At 70.0% G+C, this 19,946-nt stretch carries 16 protein-coding genes; 10 read left to right on the forward strand and 6 right to left on the reverse strand.

Translation table 11 applies throughout. The annotated features are described in order from the left end of the window. Window positions 1–13: 13 nt before the first annotated feature. Complete coding sequence (locus QA861_RS43670) at window positions 14–958, reverse strand: Ppx/GppA family phosphatase (protein WP_334594503.1); 945 nt, start codon at window positions 956–958, stop codon at window positions 14–16. Between the two features lie 83 nt (window positions 959–1,041). On the opposite strand from QA861_RS43670, the gene QA861_RS43675 reads away from it, so the two are divergent. After that, complete coding sequence (locus QA861_RS43675; protein ID WP_443041653.1) at window positions 1,042–1,899, forward strand: DUF3109 family protein; 858 nt, start codon at window positions 1,042–1,044, stop codon at window positions 1,897–1,899. Between the two features lie 23 nt (window positions 1,900–1,922). On the opposite strand, the gene QA861_RS43680 is transcribed toward QA861_RS43675, so the two are convergent. Then, on the reverse strand, window positions 1,923–3,728 hold the full coding sequence (locus QA861_RS43680) for a BACON domain-containing protein (protein ID WP_334594504.1): 1,806 nt from the start codon (window positions 3,726–3,728) through the stop codon (window positions 1,923–1,925). A 208-nt stretch (window positions 3,729–3,936) separates the two neighbouring features. On the opposite strand from QA861_RS43680, the gene radA reads away from it, so the two are divergent. Together radA and disA are read left to right on the forward strand one after the other, a co-directional pair. Then, complete coding sequence (radA, locus tag QA861_RS43685; RefSeq protein WP_334594505.1) at window positions 3,937–5,346, forward strand: DNA repair protein RadA; 1,410 nt, start codon at window positions 3,937–3,939, stop codon at window positions 5,344–5,346. 81 nt (window positions 5,347–5,427) lie between these two features. Continuing rightward, on the forward strand, window positions 5,428–6,552 hold the full coding sequence (disA, locus tag QA861_RS43690; RefSeq protein ID WP_334594506.1) for a DNA integrity scanning diadenylate cyclase DisA: 1,125 nt from the start codon (window positions 5,428–5,430) through the stop codon (window positions 6,550–6,552). 54 nt (window positions 6,553–6,606) lie between these two features. Here the strand turns inward: disA and QA861_RS43695 are convergent, their stop codons facing one another. Then, window positions 6,607–7,467 (reverse strand): hypothetical protein, encoded by an 861-nt coding sequence (locus QA861_RS43695; RefSeq protein WP_334594507.1) that lies wholly within the window; start codon window positions 7,465–7,467, stop codon window positions 6,607–6,609. 600 nt (window positions 7,468–8,067) lie between these two features. On the opposite strand from QA861_RS43695, the gene QA861_RS43700 reads away from it, so the two are divergent. From QA861_RS43700 to cseC, 5 genes are all read left to right on the forward strand, one after another. Beyond that, window positions 8,068–9,009 carry an HhH-GPD family protein gene (locus QA861_RS43700; RefSeq protein ID WP_334594508.1) on the forward strand — a complete coding sequence of 314 codons (942 nt, stop codon included), beginning with the start codon at window positions 8,068–8,070 and terminating at the stop codon, window positions 9,007–9,009. Window positions 9,010–9,304: 295 nt separating this feature from the next. After that, window positions 9,305–9,847 carry a SigE family RNA polymerase sigma factor gene (locus QA861_RS43705; RefSeq protein ID WP_006374267.1) on the forward strand — a complete coding sequence of 181 codons (543 nt, stop codon included), beginning with the start codon at window positions 9,305–9,307 and terminating at the stop codon, window positions 9,845–9,847. Between the two features lie 149 nt (window positions 9,848–9,996). Then, window positions 9,997–10,644: a hypothetical protein gene (locus QA861_RS43710; protein ID WP_334594509.1), complete on the forward strand. Its 648-nt coding sequence runs from the start codon at window positions 9,997–9,999 to the stop codon at window positions 10,642–10,644. A gap of 78 nt (window positions 10,645–10,722) precedes the next feature. Further along, window positions 10,723–11,430, forward strand: coding sequence for a two-component system response regulator CseB (cseB, locus tag QA861_RS43715; protein ID WP_319096912.1), 708 nt, complete (start codon window positions 10,723–10,725; stop codon window positions 11,428–11,430). Between the two features lie 7 nt (window positions 11,431–11,437). Next, complete coding sequence (gene cseC, locus QA861_RS43720; RefSeq protein WP_334594510.1) at window positions 11,438–12,775, forward strand: two-component system sensor histidine kinase CseC; 1,338 nt, start codon at window positions 11,438–11,440, stop codon at window positions 12,773–12,775. 360 nt (window positions 12,776–13,135) lie between these two features. Here cseC and QA861_RS43725 read toward each other — a convergent pair whose 3' ends face one another. After that, window positions 13,136–14,743, reverse strand: a complete 1,608-nt coding sequence (locus QA861_RS43725) for an MDR family MFS transporter (protein ID WP_334594511.1) — start codon at window positions 14,741–14,743, stop codon at window positions 13,136–13,138. 149 nt (window positions 14,744–14,892) lie between these two features. On the opposite strand from QA861_RS43725, the gene QA861_RS43730 reads away from it, so the two are divergent. Continuing rightward, on the forward strand, window positions 14,893–15,480 hold the full coding sequence (locus QA861_RS43730) for a TetR/AcrR family transcriptional regulator (protein WP_334594512.1): 588 nt from the start codon (window positions 14,893–14,895) through the stop codon (window positions 15,478–15,480). 38 nt (window positions 15,481–15,518) lie between these two features. Here the strand turns inward: QA861_RS43730 and QA861_RS43735 are convergent, their stop codons facing one another. Then, the gene (locus tag QA861_RS43735; RefSeq protein ID WP_334594513.1) at window positions 15,519–16,133 is read right to left on the reverse strand and encodes a M23 family metallopeptidase; all 615 of its coding nucleotides are present in this window, start codon (window positions 16,131–16,133) and stop codon (window positions 15,519–15,521) included. Window positions 16,134–16,558: 425 nt separating this feature from the next. On the opposite strand from QA861_RS43735, the gene QA861_RS43740 reads away from it, so the two are divergent. Then, the gene (locus tag QA861_RS43740) at window positions 16,559–17,203 is read left to right on the forward strand and encodes an HAD family acid phosphatase (protein WP_334594514.1); all 645 of its coding nucleotides are present in this window, start codon (window positions 16,559–16,561) and stop codon (window positions 17,201–17,203) included. A 115-nt stretch (window positions 17,204–17,318) separates the two neighbouring features. Here the strand turns inward: QA861_RS43740 and QA861_RS43745 are convergent, their stop codons facing one another. After that, complete coding sequence (locus tag QA861_RS43745) at window positions 17,319–19,847, reverse strand: ATP-dependent Clp protease ATP-binding subunit (RefSeq protein ID WP_334594515.1); 2,529 nt, start codon at window positions 19,845–19,847, stop codon at window positions 17,319–17,321. Between the last annotated feature and the right edge of the window lie 99 nt (window positions 19,848–19,946).

Consider the following 19,946-nt stretch of genomic DNA (forward strand, 5'->3'; position numbering starts at 1 on the left):
TAAATACCTGCCTCTACTCCGTGCCCATGTGGGTGCCCATGTGGTCCAGGCGGCGGAGGATGACGCCCTCTCGGAGGGCCCAGGGGCAGACCTCCAGGGTTTTCACGGCGAAGAGGTCCATCGCCGCCTCGGCCACCAGGGCGCCCGCGACGAGTTGGTTGGCCCGGCCTTCGGAGACTCCGGGGAGGGCCGCTCGTTCCGCTGTCGTCATGGAGGCGAGTTCGGGGACCAGGGTCGCCAGGGACTCGCTCCTCAGTTCGCGCTGGACATGGAGGCCGTCCGTGGAGCGGGCCGCGCCGGCCAGGCGGGCGAGCTGCTTGAACGTCTTCGACGTGGCGACGACGTGGTCGGGGGCGCCGAAGCGGCTGAACTCGCCCACCGTACGGGCGATCTGGGCGCGTACATGGCGGCGGAGGGATCTGATGCTGTCGGGGTCGGGCGGGTCGCCGGGGAGCCAGCCCGCGGTCAGGCGGCCGGCGCCGAGCGGGAGGGAGACGGCGGTGTCGGGTTCCTCGTCGATGCCGTAGGCGATCTCCAGGGAGCCGCCGCCGATGTCGAGGACGAGGAGTTTGCCGGCCGACCAGCCGAACCAGCGGCGGGCGGCGAGGAAGGTGAGGCGGGCCTCCTCGGAGCCGGTCAGGACCTGGAGTTCGACCCCTGTCTCGGCCTGCACGCGCGCGAGGACGTCGTCGGCGTTGCTGGCCTCGCGCACGGCGGAGGTGGCGAACGGCAGCAGGTCCACGACGCCCTTGTCCTCGGCGGCCTGGAGCGCGTCCTGGATCACGGCGACGAGTTTGTCGACCCCCTTGGGGCTGATGGCTCCGGCGTCGTCGAGAAGTTGGGCGAGCCGCAGCTCGACCTTGTGCGAATGCGCGGGCAGCGGGCGCGCGCCGGGGTGTGCGTCCACCACCAGCAGATGCACCGTGTTCGATCCCACGTCGAGGACACCGAGTCTCATGTACGGAACGCTACTGCCAGCCGCGCCCGGATCCGCCCCCGGAGCGGTGCTGGAAGGGGGCCTGGGCCACTTACCCTGGACGCGTGCCCAAGACGAAAAAGGCAAAGGCCGACAAGTCGGCAGTGTCAGCCCTCCCCGCGAAGTCCGCGAAGTCCCCGAGGTCCGCGAAACCTCCGAAGCCGGTGGTGGTGGGCGACGAGAAGGGACTCGACTTCGCGCGCGCGTGGGTGGAGTTCCCTGATCCGGCGGACGACGAGCAGGTCTTCCGCTGTGATCTGACATGGCTGACCTCTCGCTGGAACTGCGTCTTCGGAAGCGGCTGTCAGGGCATCCAGGCCGGCCGCGCGGACGACGGCTGCTGCACGCTGGGTGCCCATTTCTCCGACGAGGACGACGAGAAGCGAGTCGCCGGATTTGTGGCGCGGCTCACGCCCGACATCTGGCAGCACCACGACATCGGCACCGAGTCCGGCTGGACCTCGCAGGACGAGGAGGGCTCGCGGCAGACCCGGCCGTACGAGGGGTCCTGCATCTTCCAGAACCGGCCCGGGTTCGCGGGCGGCGCGGGCTGCTCGCTGCACATCCTGGCGCTGCGGGAGGGCCTGGAGCCGCTGGAGACCAAGCCGGACGTCTGCTGGCAGCTTCCGGTGCGGCGCACGTACGACTGGATCGACCGGCCCGACGACACGCGCGTGCTCCAGGTGTCGATCGGTGAGTACGACCGGCGCGGCTGGGGTCCGGGCGGCCACGATCTGCACTGGTGGTGCACGTCGGCGACCTCGGCGCACGGCGCGGGGGACCCGGTGTACGTGTCGTACCGGCCGGAGCTGGTCGAACTGATGGGCAAGGCGGGGTACGACCGGCTGGTCGAGCTCTGTGAGGAGCGGCTGGCTTCGCAGTTGCCGCTGCTGGCTCCGCATCCGGCTGATCCCGTCCACTGATCGCGTCCGCCGGCGCGGCGGGCTCAGAAGGCCATCGAGGGGGTCGGGGCCCCGCTGTCGACGGGCGGTGACGAGCCTCCGGGGTCGGCGGGGGTCGAGGTGACGGAGGCCGTCGGGGTGGGGGTCGGCGTGGGCTCCGGGTCCGGTGACGAGGACGGTGGTGGGTCGCTGGGGGGCGGGGTCGTGGGCGCCGGAGTCGTCGGGTCGGGGTCCGGTGGGCTCGGGCGGGGCGGGCCGGGGGCCGCTGGGTTCGCCGGGGCCGGGTCCGGGGGTGCGGGCGCCGTGCCGTACCCGTCGATGGTGACGACGGCTGCCGCCGGTGCGATCGACACCCGGGCACTCCAGTGACCGGCCGGCTCGCGCAGCGGATCGACGTACACCTTGATCGTGAACGACTCGCCGGACCGCAGCGTTCCCGAGGACCGGCTCGGGTACAGCCAGGACGCCCCGGTGGACGCCGTCCAGCGCACCGGCGTGTGCCCGGACGCGGTGAGGGTGATGAGCGTCGTGTCGCCGTCGCTGAATGCCTCCACGGTGAGCAGGCCCGGGCTCTCCTTCGCGCCGGGGACCGCGCTGACGACCTCCACGGAGACATCCGGTGAGCCGTGGTCCTTTTTGACGAGGCCGCTGGCGGGGCCGCTGCCCGCGTTGCCCGCGTTGCCCGCGTTCTCGTAGCCGCCGCCCGTGGTCTCGCCGTCGAGGATGTCGTGGCGCTGTGCCTCGCTCGCGGTGGCCGACCGGTCCCCCCGGCCGCCCTCGCCGTCCGTCGGCACCCCGCGGTAGGCCGCCCAGAGGGCGAGCACGGGAGCGGCGACCACCGTGGCGACGACCGTGGTCGTCACGGCACGCGCGCGTAGGCGGTCCCTTCGGGCGGCGCGGTCCTTGGGGTCCATAGGGAAGCCGCGCCGGTCGAAGCGCGGAGCGGCGGCGCCCCGCGCGCGCGGGAGGTGCGCCATGGCGAGGTGCAGGGCCGCGCGGGGTGCCTCAAGGACGGGCAGTTCGGCGGGCGGCGTGACGTCGGCGCCGGGCCAGGTGCCGGGGACGGACCGCTCGGCGGTACGGCGGCACCGCGGGCAGTCGTCGACATGCCGGACCAGCTCGCGGCGCAGCGCCGTGCTGAGCACCAGCTGATGGTCGCCGGTGAGGCGGGAGACGCTCGGGCAGGTGCCGGTCTCGACGACGGCGAGGGCCGCGCGGGTGCGTTCGACCTCGCAGGCGGCGGAGGCGAGCAGATCGCGGGCGGCGACGGCCTCCAGGCCCAGGACGGCGGCGACCTCGTGGGCGTCGAGCTTGTGGCGGACGGCCAGTTCGAGCGCCTCGCGCTGTTCGGGGGTGGTGCCGGCGGCCTCCGGCCAGGCGAGCTGGGCCAGTTCACGGCGGTGCGCCTCCTGGGCCTCCTCGGAGACCGGGACGGAGTCGGGGGCGGCCTGGGGCGTGGCGGTGGGCGGCTGCCGTCTTCCGCGCCGCCCTGCCGCGTGGGTGCTCTGACGTTTCTGCTTGGCCTCGGCCAGCTTGCGCAGACAGGCCCAGCGGGCCAGGGCGTACAGCCAGGCCCGGCGGTCACCGGCGGACTCCGGAACACGCGGACCGCGCGGACCTCGCGGGCTGCGGCGCTCCGCGATTGCGAGGACGTCACCGAGGGCGGCGGTGGCCGTGTCGTGGTCGCACAGGACGGACAGGCAGTAGGTGAACAGGCCGTCCAGATACGGCTCGTAGCGCGCGGGCGGGCGCTCGACCAGCGTGCGCCCCGCCGCCCGGTCGCGCGCCTCACGGTGCGACCGGTGTGCGCCGGGGCTGCGTGTCGGGGTGTCCGGACTGCTGCTCATCACCCGTGCGACCGTAGGCGCCTTACGACGACCCCTTCTGCCACCTTGAGCACTTTTAATCCGTACGGGTGAAACGATCCCTCAATAGGGGACAGGAACCCCGGATTCCGTGGCCTGTTACCGGCTTGACGTGGCTGATTGACGCCGGGAAGGCGGCTTCCGGCACCGGTCGCCGAGGGTGATGTCAGTGGTCCCGGATACGGTTCGTCTCATGGTTGCCCGTACGAAGTCCGCGAAGGACCGCCCGTCCTACCGCTGCACCGAGTGCGGCTGGCAGACGGTCAAGTGGCTCGGCCGCTGCGGCGAGTGCCAGGCGTGGGGCACGGTCGAGGAGTACGGCGCGCCCGCCGTCCGTACGACGGCACCCGGCCGCGTCACCACCTCCGCGGTCCCCATCGGCCAGGTCGACGTCCGCCAGGCCACCGCCCGCAGCACCGGCGTGCCCGAACTGGACCGCGTGCTGGGCGGCGGGCTGGTCCCGGGTGCCGTCGTCCTCGTGGCCGGTGAACCGGGTGTGGGCAAGTCGACGCTCCTGCTGGACGTGGCGGCGAAGTCGGCGAGCGACGAGCACCGCACCCTTTACATCACGGGTGAGGAGTCCGCGAGCCAGGTCCGGCTGCGCGCCGACCGCATCAAGGCGATCGACGACCACCTCTATCTGGCCGCGGAGACGGACCTCGCGGCGGTGCTGGGCCATCTGGACGCCGTGAAACCGTCCCTCCTGATCCTCGACTCCGTCCAGACGGTGGCCTCGCCGGAGATCGACGGCGCGGCGGGTGGCATGGCCCAGGTCCGCGAGGTCGCCGGGGCACTGATCCGCGCCTCCAAGGAGCGCGGCATGTCGACGCTTCTGGTGGGCCATGTCACCAAGGACGGCGCGATCGCCGGCCCGCGCCTCCTGGAACACCTGGTGGACGTGGTCCTGTCCTTCGAGGGCGACCGGCACGCCCGCCTCCGTCTCGTCCGTGGCGTCAAGAACCGCTACGGCACGACGGACGAGGTCGGCTGCTTCGAACTGCACGACGAGGGCATCACCGGTCTCGCCGACCCGAGCGGCCTGTTCCTGACCCGGCGCGCCGAGCCGGTGCCGGGCACCTGCCTGACCGTCACCCTGGAGGGCCGCCGCCCGCTCGTCGTCGAGGTCCAGGCGCTCACCGTCGACTCGCAGATCCCCTCCCCCCGGCGGACGACATCGGGCCTGGAGACGTCCCGGGTCTCGATGATGCTCGCGGTTCTCGAACAACGGGGCAGGATCAGCGCACTCGGAAAGCGGGACATCTATTCGGCGACGGTCGGCGGGGTGAAGCTCGCCGAGCCGTCCGCGGACCTCGCCATCGCCCTCGCGCTGGCCTCCGCCGCGAGCGACACCCCGCTGCCCAAGAACCTGGTGGCGATCGGCGAAGTGGGCCTCGCGGGCGAGGTCAGACGGGTGACGGGGGTCCAGCGCCGGCTGTCCGAAGCCAGCCGTCTGGGCTTCACCCATGCCCTCGTTCCCTCGGACCCCGGCAAGGTCCCCGCCGGTATGAAGGTCATCGAAGTCGCCGACATGGGGGAGGCGCTCCGGGTGCTTCCGAGGTCGCGTAGGCGAGAGGCCCCACGGGACGACGAGGACCGCCGGTAGACTTTGCGCAGGTCTCGCCCGTCCGTACGAACAACGTGTGCGAAACGGGAGCGCCTAAGAACCTGCGACCGGAGGAGTGCAGTGGCAGCCAACGACCGGGCAGCAGCTCCCGGAAAGTCCGGTGGGAGCTCCGGCGCCGATGGCCTGATGCGCGCCTCGCTGAGTGCCGTGGCACCTGGCACGGCGCTGCGCGACGGGCTTGAGCGGATTCTCCGCGGCAACACCGGCGGACTCATCGTGCTCGGCTCCGACAAGACCGTCGAGGCGATGTGCACGGGCGGTTTCGTCCTGGACGTCGAGTTCTCGGCGACCCGGCTGCGCGAGCTGTGCAAGCTCGACGGCGGCATCGTGGTCTCCTCGGACCTGTCCAAGATCCTGCGGGCCGGCGTACAGCTGGTCCCCGACCCGACGATTCCCACCGAGGAGACGGGCACCCGGCACCGTACCGCCGACCGCGTGTCGAAACAGGTGGGCTTCTCAGTCATCTCGGTGTCCCAGTCGATGAGACTCATCGCGCTGTACGTGGACGGCCAGCGCCGGGTCCTGGAGGACTCGGCCGCGATCCTGTCCCGCGCGAACCAGGCCCTGGCGACCCTGGAGCGCTACAAGCTCCGCCTCGACGAGGTCGCGGGCACGCTCTCCGCGCTGGAGATCGAGGACCTGGTGACGGTCCGGGACGTCTCGGCGGTGGTGCAGCGGCTGGAGATGGTCCGCCTCATCGCGACGGAAATCGCCGGGTACGTACTTGAGTTGGGCACCGACGGGCGGCTTCTGACCCTTCAGCTGGATGAGTTGATCGCGGGCGTGGAGCCGGAACGCGAGCTGGTGGTCCGGGACTACGTCCCCGAGCCGACCGCGAAGCGCTCCCGCACGGTCGACGAGGCGCTCGCCGAACTCGACGCGCTCAGCCACGCCGAACTGCTCGAACTCTCCACCGTGGCCAAGGCCCTGGGTTACACCGGCTCACCGGAGACCCTCGACTCGGCGGTCTCTCCCCGCGGCTTCCGCCTCCTGGCGAAGGTGCCGCGTCTGCCCGGCGCGATCATCGACCGCCTGGTGGAACACTTCGGCGGGCTGCAGAAGCTGCTGGCGGCGAGCGTCGACGACCTCCAGACGGTGGACGGCGTCGGCGAGGCGAGGGCGCGCAGCGTACGCGAGGGGCTGTCCCGGCTGGCGGAGTCGTCGATCCTGGAGCGGTACGTGTAACTGGCCGGTCCTGGTCAGTCCTGGCCGGTCCTGGTCAGTAGTGGCCGGTCCTGGTCAGTCCTTGTCCAGTACGAAGGATGCCTGGGCCTTCGGGAAGCCGGGAGCCTGTGCCTCCACGAGGTAGGTGTCGGCCGTCGCCGAACCCACCTTCGGGGTGGCGCACTCGGGGGCGGACGCCTTGCGGTCCCACTCGAAGGTGTACGTGATGCTGTCGCCGCCGGAGACGCGGAACAGCAGACCTGCCGTGTTCTTGGGGCAGTCGCCCGAGGACCAGATGTCGTCGTCGCTGCTCGTCTGCGTGATCGTCACGACGGCCGCCTTCGGACCGAGGTCGATCTTGCAGTCGTTCGCGGAGGAGTTCTTGGCGATCAGCTGGAAGGTGGGCGTCTCGTCGGGCGCGTACGTGTTCTGGACGCTGCGCAGGCTCAACTGGACGACACCGGCGGTGCAGTTGGGCAGGGTGGAACCGGCCGGAAGGGTATCGCCGCTGCCTACGCTGCCGTTGACGCCGTTGTCCGTGCCGGTGTTTCCGCCACCTGTACCGGCGGAACCGCTGTCGCCGCCGGACGCGCCGGCACCGTCCGAACCACCGGAACTGCCGGAGCCGCCCGAGCTCCCGGAGCCCGCCGAGCCGGAACCCGAGTCCGAGCCGCCGGTGTCCGTACTCCCCGACTCGTCGCGCCCGCCCGGGGCTTGACTGATCGCGGGCCCCGAGCCGGACGGTCCCGGGGTGATCGTCCGCACGGGATCCTTGCCGTTCGCGCCGTCCGTACCGTTGTTGCCGCCTCCGCCGCCGGAAGCGACGATCCAGATGACCACCAGCGTCAACAGGGCGAGTACGGACAGCAGAACGGCCCTCCGTCGCCAGTAGATGGAGGAGGGAAGCGGCCCGACCGGATTGCGCATAGATCCCACGGCGCAAACTGTACGAGAGATCGGCCAGTTCACTCGCCCCACCCGCCGCCGAGCGCCAACTTTTCCGGATCATCATCCCGGCGAAGGGGGTTGAGTGACGTGGGTGAACTGGTGTCGGGCGGCGAGCAGTTCGCGCGTCGCCCAGGCCACCCTGTTCAGCGCCTCGCGTACCTGTTCAGCGCAGGCCCGCATCTCCGCCCGCGCCACACCCTTCCAACGCAACCCCGCATCCCCAGCCCGCGCCACACCCTTCCAACGCAACCCCGCATCCCCAGCCCGCGCCACACCCTTCCAACGCAACCCCGCATCCCCAGCCCGCGCCACACCCTTCCAACGCAACCCCGCATCCCCAGCCCGCGCCACACCCTTCCAACGCAACCCCGCATCTCCAGCCCGCGCCACACCCTTCAGCGCAGGCCCGCACTTCCAGCCCGTCCGGCGTTTGAGGACAAGGCCCCTTCAGGGCCGGTGCGGGGGTCTGGGGGCGCAGCCCCCAGGAACGGGATGGGACGGGTAGGGGCGGCGGGGGCGAAACAATCCGGGCCGTACCGCACCACATCGCACACCCCCGCACCCCCACATGGCAGGATCGGAACCGCCATGACTGCGCCCACGAAACCCCCGCACCCCAACGCCGACCCCACGCCCGCCCCCTCCCCCCTCGCCGACGGCACCCCCCTCCACTCCCCCGTCATCGACTGGTTCGACGAACACGCCCGCGACCTCCCCTGGCGGCGCCCGGACGCCGGCCCCTGGGGCGTGATGGTCAGCGAGTTCATGCTGCAGCAGACCCCCGTCAGCCGCGTACTGCCCGTCTACGAGCTGTGGCTCGCCCGCTGGCCCCGCCCCGCCGATCTCGCCGCCGCCCCCTCCGGCGAAGCCGTCCGCGCCTGGGGCAGGCTCGGCTACCCACGCCGCGCCCTGCGCCTGCACGGCGCCGCCGTCGCCATAACGGAACGCCACGGTGGCGACGTACCCACCGAGCACGCCCAGCTGCTCGCCCTGCCCGGCATCGGCGAGTACACCGCCGCGGCCGTCGCCTCCTTCGCCTACGGCCAGCGCCACGCCGTACTGGACACGAACGTCCGCCGGGTCTTCGCCCGCGCCGTCACCGGCGTCCAGTACCCCCCGAACGCCACGACCGCCGCCGAACGCAAGCTCGCCCGCGCCCTGTTGCCGGACGACGAGCCGGTGGCCGCCCGCTGGGCCGCGGCCTCCATGGAGCTGGGGGCACTCGTCTGCACGGCCAGGAACGAGACCTGCCACCGCTGTCCGATCGCCGGCCAGTGCGCCTGGCGGCTCGCCGGGAAGCCCGAGCACGAGGGCCCGGCGCGCCGCGGTCAGACGTACGCGGGCACGGATCGCCAGGTACGCGGCAAGCTGCTCGCCGTACTCCGCGAAGCCCACACCCCTGTGCCGCAGGCCGCGCTCGACAGCGTGTGGCACGAGCCGGTCCAGCGGGCGCGGGCCCTCGACGGCCTCGTCTCCGACGGACTGGTCGAACCCCTGCCGGGCGGCCTGTACCGCCTGCCGCACAGCTGAGACAGCCGGCCCCCACACACAGCCGAGTCACAAGCCCGGCCTCCTGTGACGACCCGACACGCTGTCCCGACACACTCACTCCAACCCCCAAATCGCCCCAAACAACCACTAATTACCCTGCCCGCCTACCCATTTCCTATTTCCGTTACACAACCGACGGACAGCCGAGCGCTCCCCGAAGGCTGGCTCGGACACCCCCGTGACAACAGCTCCGTAGCTTCATCCCTGTAAGGACCACAAGGCAGTGAATGCCGACCGGCACGGCGGGTCGGAAACGGGGACGGAGGCGGTCGGGATGGCGCAGCAGGGCGAGGTGCTCGAGTTCGAGGAGTACGTCCGCACACGGCAGGACGCGCTGTTGCGCAGCGCCCGTCGGCTGGTCCCGGACCCCGTCGACGCGCAGGACCTGCTGCAGACGGCGCTCGTACGGACGTACGGCCGCTGGGACGGCATAGCGGACAAGCGGCTCGCGGACGCCTACCTCCGCCGGGTGATGATCAACACCCGGACCGAGTGGTGGCGTGCGCGCAAGCTGGAGGAGGTCCCCACCGAGCAGCTCCCGGACGCGTGCGTCGACGACTCCACCGAGCAGCACGCGGACCGCGCACTTCTCATGGATGTCATGAAGGTTCTCGCACCCAAGCAGCGCAGTGTCGTCGTACTGCGACACTGGGAGCAGATGTCCACGGAGGAGACGGCCGCCGCCCTCGGTATGTCGGCCGGAACGGTCAAGAGCACGCTGCACCGGGCGCTCGCCCGGCTCCGGGAGGAGCTGGAGGCCCGCGATCTGGACGCACGCGCTCTGGAGCATGAGGAGCGGGAGCGTTGCGCGGCCTAGGCACAGGGGCGACCGATCCCGAGGTCCCACGGACAGGGACAGGGACGGATCCCGGCGCGACCTCACCCGCCGGCCGGGGTCGGAGTCCGGGTCCCGGCGGCTCCGGTGCGGGCGTTCAGGGGTGGCAGGGGCATGGCGCGGGGCTGCTCATGGGGCCGGCGCTGTCCGCCCCCGCGCGGCGGGCCTTTCAGGCGGTGATCACGGCGACGGCTGTGCTCGCCGCCCTCGCCCTTTTCGTCTCCGCCTGCGCCACCGGCGGCACCGGTGCCCGTGACGAGGGCCCGGCCGGCGCCGACGCCGTCGCGGGCAAGCTGAGCCCCACCCCCATGGCCTCCGCGTACGCCACCCCGGACGACGTGGACGCGGTCAGGCTCGTCGAGGACGATCCGGGGGTCGCGGCCTCGGTCAAGCGCGCGCTGAAGCCGTGCGTGGGGGACGAGTACCCGGTCGACGTGTCGTACGGGGACCTGACCGACGGAGTCGCCGACGACGTCGTCGTCAACGTCATGACCTGCAGCGATGCCGTCGGCGTCGGTTCCTATGTGTACCGCGAGGCGAGTGACGGGTACCGGAACGTCTTCAGGGCCGAGGAGTCCCCGGTGTACGCGGAGATAGACCGTGGCGACCTGGTGGTCACCAAGCAGGTCTACAAGAAGGACGACCCGGTGACGAGCCCGTCGGGCGAGAATGTGATCACCTACCGCTGGACGGCCGGTCGCTTCGCCCTGGAGTACCGCACGCACAACGAGTACAGCGGCGCGGTCGACGGCGACGCACCGACGACGGCCCCGAACTGACCCGCACCACCCCCAGACCCGCACCCGCAGCAAGCTGTACCGCCGCCACACACGAGACGAGAACTGAGAGCACCCGGGATGGCAGACCAGACCCACGTCCTCTTCGTCGAGGACGACGACGTCATCCGCGAGGCCACCCAACTCGCCCTGGAGCGGGACGGTTTCGCGGTCACGGCCATGCCCGACGGGCTGTCGGGCCTGGAGGCGTTCCGTGCGGACCGCCCCGACATCGCCCTCCTGGACGTCATGGTGCCGGGCCTCGACGGGGTCAGCCTGTGCCGCCGTATCCGCGACGAGTCCACCGTGCCGGTGATCATGCTGTCGGCACGCGCCGACTCGATCGACGTGGTCCTGGGCCTGGAGGCGGGCGCCGACGACTACGTCACGAAGCCCTTCGACGGTGCCGTCCTGGTCGCCCGGATCCGCGCGGTCCTGCGTCGCTTCGGCCACGCCAGCGGCCCGAACGCGACGTCCCCGGAGGGCAGCGCGCCCGTGACCGGCGGGGTGCTGGTCTTCGGTGACCTGGAGATCGACACCGAGGGCATGGAGGTCCTCAAGGAGGGCCGGCCGGTGGCCCTGACGCCCACCGAGATGCGGCTGCTGCTGGAGTTCTCGTCCGCGCCGGGCACGGTCCTCTCCCGGGACAAACTCCTCGAACGCGTGTGGGACTACGGCTGGGGCGGCGACACCCGCGTCGTCGACGTCCATGTGCAGCGGCTGCGTACGAAGATCGGCCAGGACCGGATCGAGACGGTCCGCGGCTTCGGCTACAAGTTGAAGGCCTGAGCCGCCCATGCGTTCCTTCGGATTCACTCGGTTCACGGGCATCCACACCGGGCTCAGATGGAAGCTGAGCGCCGCCATCGCGCTGGTCGGCGCGCTCGTGGCGGTCACGCTCAGCCTGGTCGTGCACAACGCGGCCCGGGTGTCGATGCTGGACGGCGCGCGCGACCTCGCGGACGAACGCGTACTGATCGGGCAGAGCAACTACAACATGTCGGGGCGGCCCAACTTCCCCGGCATCAAGGTCGACGACCCGAACCTGCCGCGGGCACTGCGGGAGAAGGCCGCGCAGGGCCGCCGGGCGACCTACGTGGCCGACCGGCCGGACGGGGTGCCGGACATCTGGGCGGCCGTACCGCTCAAGGACGGCCACATCATGTCGCTGCACACCGGGTTCACCGACCGCAGTACGGACATCATGGCCGACCTCGACCAGGCGCTGATCATCGGCTCGATCGCCGTCGTCCTCGGCGGCAGCGCGCTGGGTGTGCTCATCGGCGCCCAGCTGTCGCGCCGGCTGCGCAAGGCGGCGGCTGCCGCGAACCAGGTCGCCAGGGGCGAGACGGACGTACGGGTGCGGGACGCCATCGGCGGTGTCGTGCGCGACGAGACGGACGACCTCGCGCGGGCGGTGGACGCGATGGCGGACACCCTGCAGCAGCGACTGGAGGCGGAACGGCGGGTCACCGCCGACATCGCGCACGAGCTGCGTACGCCGGTGACGGGACTGCTGACGGCGGCCGAACTCCTGCCGCCCGGGCGCCCGACGGAACTGGTCCTGGACCGGGCGCAGGCCATGCGCACGCTCGTCGAGGACGTGTTGGAGGTGGCCCGTCTGGACGGCGCGTCGGAGCGGGCCGAGCTGCAGGACATCATGCTGGGCGAGTTCGTGGCCCGCCGGGTGCTCGCGAAGGACCCGGAGATCGCCGTGCACGTGGTGCACGAGTCGGAGGTCACGACCGATCCGCGTCGGCTGGAGCGCGTGCTGTTCAATCTGCTGGCCAACGCGGCACGGCACGGCAAGGCGCCCGTAGAGGTCTCCGTCGAGGGCCGGGTCATCCGCGTACGCGACCACGGCACCGGCTTCCCCGAGGACCTGCTGGCGGACGGTCCGAGCCGCTTTCGTACGGGCAGCAGTGACCGTTCGGGACACGGCCACGGTCTCGGCCTCACCATCGCCGCAGGCCAGGCCCGAGTCATGGGCGCCCGCCTGACGTTCCGCAACATACGCCCACCCGGCGCCCCGGACGACGTCGCCGCAGAGGGCGCGGTAGCAGTCCTGTGGCTCCCGGAACACGCCCCGACAAACACGGGCAGCTACCCGATGATGCCTCGGACGAGCAGCTGAGGGGGTGGGGGTTCCGAGGGGGTACACGTCCGTCTCGCCCGTGCGTGAGGGGCTGGGCCGGTGCGGCAGCCCAGGCCGCGTGTCGCCCACCCGTCTGCCCGTTCACCGCATCTGTCCAGCGTCGGCCGGGGCGTTTGGGTCGGCCTGAGGACCTGGGACGAGGCTGGTTCTGCCCGAGCCGCGTTTCCCACCCACCTGCCCCCACCGCTTCTCCAGCCCGACCGGAACCCCCTCCACCCGGGCGGCACCTCTCCAGCGCCGGCCCGCACCCCCAGCCCGTCCGGCGATTGAGGACAAGGCCCGTTCAGGGCCGGCGGCGGGGGTCTGGGGGCGCAGCCCCCAGGGACCCCGACCGCAACCTCATCCCGCGGCCGCCACGGGCGCCGCATCCTTCTCCGGCCCCGCCCCCTTCAACGGAACCTCCTTCACGAACACCGCCGCCCCCAGCACCACGACCGCGGCCACAGCCCCCACCAGGAACGCCGAATGCGTCCCCGAGGACACCGCGTACTGGTACGCCTCCCGCGCCGCCGCCGGCAACTTCGCCAGGCTCGCCGCATCCAGCTGCGCCGACTGCTCGGTCACCTTGGACCCCAGGGCCCCGGCCCGCTCACTCATCACGTCCTGCACCCGGCTGTTGAACAGCGCCCCCATGATCGCGACCCCGAACGAGGACCCGAGCGTACGGAACAGGGTGGTCGTGGAGGACGCCACGCCCATGTCCTTCATCTCGACGCTGTTCTGCGCGACCAGCATGGTGATCTGCATCAGACAGCCGAGGCCGGCCCCGACCACCGCCATGTACAGACCGGACGTCAGCCGTGTGGTCTCCGTGTCCATCTGGGCGAGCAGGTACAGCCCGACACTCAGCAGCACACCACCGGCCAGCGGGAACACCTTGTACTTGCCACTGCCCGTCGTCACCCGCCCCGCGACCATGGACACGACCATCATCGCCGCGAGCATCGGAAGGAGCAGCAGCCCGGAGTTGGTCGCGGACGCGCCCTGCACGGCCTGCTGGTACAGCGGCAGGAACAGCACCGCACCGAACATCGCGAACCCGGTGATGAAGCCGATGATCGACATCAGCGTGAAGTTGCGGTTGCGGAAGATGTGGAGCGGAATGATCGGCTCGGCGGCCTTGGTCTGCCAGAACACGAACCCGACGAGCGAGGCGACGCCGATCCCGATGAGCTCCATGATCACGGCGGAGTCCCACGCGTACTCCGAACCGCCCCAGGTCGTGACGAGCACGATCGAGGTGATGCCGACGGTCAGCAGCGCGACGCCCGGATAGTCGATCCGTGTCTTCGACCGCTTCTTCGGCAGGTGCAGCACGGCGCTGATGGCGGCGAGCGCGACCACACCCAGCGGCAGGTTGATGTAGAACGACCAGCGCCAGCCCAGGTGGTCCGTCAGCGCGCCGCCGACCAGCGGTCCGCCGATCATGGCGAGCGCCATCACGCCGGCCATCATGCCCTGGTACTTGCCACGCTCACGCGGCGGAATGAGGTCCCCGATGATCGCCATGACGCCGACCATCAGGCCACCCGCACCGAGCCCCTGCACGGCGCGGAAGCCGATCAGCTGTCCCATGTCCTGGGCCATACCGCTGAGCGCCGACCCGATCAGGAAGAGCACGATCGAGCTCATGAAGACGCCCTTGCGCCCGTACATGTCGCCGAGCTTGCCCCAGATCGGGGTGGAGGCGGCGGTGGCGAGCGTGTAGGCGGTCACGACCCACGCCAGGTGCGCGAGGCCGCCCAGCTCACCGACGATCGTCGGCATCGCCGTGCCGATGATCATGTTGTCCAGCATCGCGAGCATCATCGCGATCATGAGCGCGAGCAGCACCACCCGCACACTCCGCGGCTGCTTACCCGGCTCGTGCCCCTCGACCTGCGCAACCTGCTCAACCTGCCCGGCTTGCCCGGTCTGTTCGTCCACAACCGCTCGCTTGTCCGCCATCGTCTCCGACCCACTCCCCCACGAACTCCTACTTACTTGCCGACCGGCAAGTTGGCTACACTGGGGAAGCTAGACCCCTAACTAGCCGGGCGTCAAGTAAGTTTTTTACCAAGGACAGGGCCTTCAGAAGCAGAAGTCGGAGTACGGGCATGGACCGCACCAAACAGCGCCGTCGCGGGGACACCCGCCAGCGCATCCAGGACGTGGCGCTCGAACTCCTCGCCGAACAGGGCTACGAGAAGACCTCGCTACGCGAGATCGCCGAGCGTCTCGACGTCACGAAGGCGGCGCTCTACTACCACTTCAAGACCAAGGAAGAGATCATCGTCAGCCTGTTCGAGGATCTGACGAAGCCGATCGAGGAACTGATCGAGTGGGGTCGGCAGCAGCCGCACACCCTCGCCATGAAGCAGGAGATCGTACGCCGCTACAGTCAGGCGCTCACCGAAGCGGCCCCCCTCTTCCGCTTCATGCAGGAGAACCAGGCGACGGTACGGGACCTGAGCATCGGCGACATGTTCAAGTCCCGGATGCTCGGCATGCGGGAGATCATCATCGACCCGGACGCCCCCCTGGTCGACCAGGTCCGCTGCATCAGCGCGATGTTCACTCTGCACGCCGGGATGTTCGTGCTCCAGGACCTCGTAGGTGACGCGGACGCGAAGCGCGAGGCGGTCCTGGAGGTCGCGATCGGCCTGGTGACCCAGGCACACGAGGGCGCGGGACTACCTTCGTAACCGCACGCCCCCGCTGGATGGTCGCGCCGTCCCACCCGTCAGACAGTCACGCCCTTGCCGCGCAGAAACGCCACGGGGTCGACGGCGGACCCGTAGTTCGCGGTCGTACGGATCTCGAAGTGCAGGTGCGGCCCACTGGAGTTGCCCGTGTTGCCGGACAGGGCGATGCGCTGCCCGGTGGCCACGACCTGGCCGGCCTTCACGTCGATCCGCGAGAGATGGGCGTACTGCGAGTAGGTCCCGTTGCCGTGCTTGATGACGACGGCGTTGCCGTACGCCGCCCCGTCGCCGGCGCCGTTGCCGCCGGCCTTGACGACCGTGCCGCCGTGCGCGGCGACGACCTTGGTGCCGCTCGGCACGGCGAAGTCCTGGCCGGAGTGGGTGGACGACCACATGGTGCCGGCCTGATTGAAGCTGGCGCTGAGCGTGTACTTCTTGACCGGGTCCACCCAGGTGGCGGCCTTCTTGGCGGCGACCTGGACCTGGACGGCGCCGGTCGAACCGGTCACCCCGGTCCCGGCAGCGGCCGCGACCCCGGCAGCCCCCAGGACGACCGAGGCCCCGAGCCCGGCGGCCAGAACCGAGACGCGGGAGACACGGGAGACACGGGCCGTACGGGCCTCGCGGGACGGGGTGGTGGCGCGCTGGAACATCGATACCTCACGGGGACGGGGACAGAAAAGCCACCCGGCACGAGCGATCCCGCCGGATGGGCAATCCCTTGGTAACCCCGAGGGGCGCCCGTTCTCAAACCGCCGATCTACGACACAAGGTCGTAGAAGACCTCAAAATCACCTACTTCTTGACATAGCGACCGAAGCCACGACCCCCCACAAACCACGATCCACCCGCACCCTCCCCCACTAATCACGTTAGTAACGGACATTTCGCCTGTGCATCATGTCACCGGCCCGCAAGATCCATCAGTGTCCGAATAAACCCGCTCCGACTACTGGCACCTCACCGCTACCCGTGAGTAATGTGCCCTTCTCGTCAGCGCCACTCACCCCCGCAAGCATGCATCTGACAGGTGCATGCCCGGGCACCGCACTGCCCTACGTGAGAGGACCCCATCCCGATGACCACAGGCTCCTGGACGCCCTGGACCCGACGTATCGGTCTGACCGCAGCCGCCGCGGTCGCCGCGGTGACACTGGCCGGCCCCGGCACCGCCGAGGCCGCCACCACCGCGACCACCACCGCGACCGCGTCGGCAGCCGCTGCCGAGGCCGTCAGTTACGCCACCTGGCAACAGGACTGCCAAGCCGTGATGGACCAGGCGCTGCCCTATCTGAAGCAGCGCATAGCCGCCGCCTCCACGGGTGAGAAGCCGGCGATCGTCTTCGACATCGACAACACCACCCTGGAGACCGACTTCGGCTTCAGCTACCCGTCCCCGGCCAACGCTCCCGTGCTGAAGGTGGCCCAGTACGCCCAGGACCACGGCGTCGCCCTCTTCTTCGTCACCGCGCGCCCGGACATCATCAAGCCCACGACGCAGTACAACCTCACGCACGTCGGCTACAACGTCACCGGGCTGTACACCCGCAATCTGATCGACCTCTTCAAGAACGTGGGCGACTACAAGACCGCGCAGCGCGTCGACATCGAGTCGAAGGGTTACACGATCATCGCCAACATCGGGAACACCGCCACCGACCTGTCGGGTGGCCACGCGGAGAAGACCTACAAGCTGCCGGACTACGACGGCCAGCTGTCGTAGTTCGGTCGCCAGGGCATGCGAGAGGGGCCGGTGCTGTGAAGCACCGGCCCCTCTCGTACGAGCGGAACCTTCAGGGCGAGCCCTCAGGCAGAGCCTGTGGACGCACCCCGGAGGGTCACGCCTCCTTGCTCAGGTTCGGTCCGGCACCGCCGGCCGCCTGCTCGATCGGCGGGACGTCGGGCAGCGCCGTCTTCTCCTCACCCCGGAAGGTGAAGGTCGCGGTCTCACCCTCGCCCTCCGTGTCGACGACCACGATGTGACCGGGGCGCAGCTCACCGAAGAGGATCTTCTCGGAGAGCGTGTCCTCGATCTCACGCTGGATCGTGCGACGCAGCGGGCGGGCGCCCATGACGGGGTCGTAACCCTTCTTGGACAGCAGCTCCTTGGCGGCCTGGGAGAGCTCGAGGCCCATGTCCCGGTCCTTGAGGCGCTCGTCCACCTTGCCGACCATCAGGTCGACGATCTGGAGGATGTCGACCTGCGTGAGCTGCGGGAAGACGACGACGTCGTCGACGCGGTTGAGGAACTCGGGGCGGAAGTGCTGCTTGAGCTCGTCCGAGACCTTGTTCTTCATGCGCTCGTAGTTGGACTTCTTGTCACCGGAGGCCGCGAAGCCCAGGTTGAAGCCCTTCGAGATGTCCCGCGTGCCGAGGTTGGTCGTCATGATGATGACCGTGTTCTTGAAGTCCACGACCCGGCCCTGGGAGTCGGTCAGACGACCGTCCTCCAGGATCTGCAGCAGCGAGTTGAAGATGTCCGGGTGGGCCTTCTCGACCTCGTCGAAGAGGACGACGGAGAACGGCTTGCGGCGGACCTTCTCGGTCAGCTGGCCGCCCTCTTCGTAACCCACGTATCCGGGCGGGGAACCGAAGAGACGCGACACCGTGTGCTTCTCGCTGAACTCCGACATGTCGAGGGAGATCAGCGCGTCCTCGTCACCGAAGAGGAACTCGGCGAGCGCCTTGGACAGCTCGGTCTTACCGACACCGGACGGGCCGGCGAAGATGAACGAACCACCGGGACGCTTCGGGTCCTTCAGACCGGCACGCGTACGACGGATCGCCTTCGACAGCGCCTTGACGGCGTCGATCTGGCCGATGACCCGCTTGTGGAGCTCGTCCTCCATGCGCAGCAGGCGGCTCGACTCCTCCTCGGTCAGCTTGAAGACCGGGATGCCGGTGGCTGTCGCCAGGACCTCGGCGATCAGCTCGCCGTCGACCTCGGCGACGACGTCCATGTCGCCGGCCTTCCACTCCTTCTCGCGCTTGGCCTTTGCGGCGAGGAGCTGCTTCTCCTTGTCACGGAGAGAGGCGGCCTTCTCGAAGTCCTGCGAGTCGATCGCGGACTCCTTGTCGCGGCGCACGCCGGCGATCTTCTCGTCGAACTCGCGCAGGTCCGGCGGAGCGGTCATCCGGCGGATGCGCATCCGGGAACCGGCCTCGTCGATGAGGTCGATCGCCTTGTCCGGCAGGAACCGGTCCGAGATGTACCGGTCGGCGAGCGTCGCCGCCTGCACCAGGGCCTCGTCGGTGATCGAGACGCGGTGATGCGCCTCGTACCGGTCGCGCAGGCCCTTGAGGATCTCGATCGTGTGGGGGAGGGAAGGCTCCGCCACCTGGATCGGCTGGAAGCGGCGCTCGAGGGCCGCGTCCTTCTCAAGGTGCTTGCGGTACTCGTCGAGCGTGGTCGCACCGATGGTCTGGAGCTCACCACGGGCCAGCATCGGCTTGAGGATGGAGGCCGCGTCGATGGCGCCCTCGGCGGCACCCGCGCCGACGAGCGTGTGCAGCTCGTCGATGAACAGGATGATGTCGCCGCGGGTGCGGATCTCCTTGAGGACCTTCTTCAGGCGCTCCTCGAAGTCACCGCGGTACCGGGAGCCGGCGACCAGCGCGCCGAGGTCCAGGGTGTAGAGGTGCTTGTCCTTGAGGGTCTCGGGCACCTCGCCCTTGACGATGGCCTGGGCGAGACCCTCGACGACGGCGGTCTTGCCGACGCCGGGCTCACCGATGAGGACCGGGTTGTTCTTCGTACGGCGGGACAGCACCTGCATGACCCGCTCGATCTCCTTCTCGCGCCCGATGACCGGGTCGAGCTTGGATTCGCGGGCCGCCTGGGTGAGGTTCCGGCCGAACTGGTCGAGGACCAGGGACGTCGAGGGGGTGCCCTCGGCAGGACCGCCACTGGCGCCGGCGGTCTCCTTGCCCTGGTAGCCGGAGAGCAGCTGGATGACCTGCTGCCGCACCCGGTTGAGGTCTGCGCCCAGCTTGACGAGGACCTGGGCGGCGACGCCCTCGCCCTCGCGGATCAGGCCGAGCAGGATGTGTTCCGTGCCGATGTAGTTGTGGCCCAGCTGAAGGGCCTCGCGGAGCGACAGCTCCAGGACCTTCTTGGCACGGGGGGTGAAGGGGATGTGCCCGGAGGGGGCCTGCTGCCCCTGCCCGATGATCTCCTCCACCTGCTGGCGGACCGCCTCGAGCGAAATCCCGAGGCTCTCCAGGGCCTTAGCGGCGACACCCTCACCCTCGTGGATCAGGCCCAGGAGGATGTGCTCGGTGCCGATGTAGTTGTGGTTGAGCATCCGGGCTTCTTCCTGAGCCAGGACGACAACCCGCCGCGCGCGGTCGGTGAACCTCTCGAACATCGTTAATCGCTCCTCAGAGCGGTCAGGCAGTAAGGGGACGCTCCCCTCCCTGTCCTTCCGCAGCTTAGTCCCGCAAGCGGGGACCGCTCATTCCAACTG

Origin of the sequence: Streptomyces sp. B21-083 (genome assembly GCF_036898825.1) — a bacterium.
Lineage (GTDB): Bacteria > Actinomycetota > Actinomycetes > Streptomycetales > Streptomycetaceae > Streptomyces.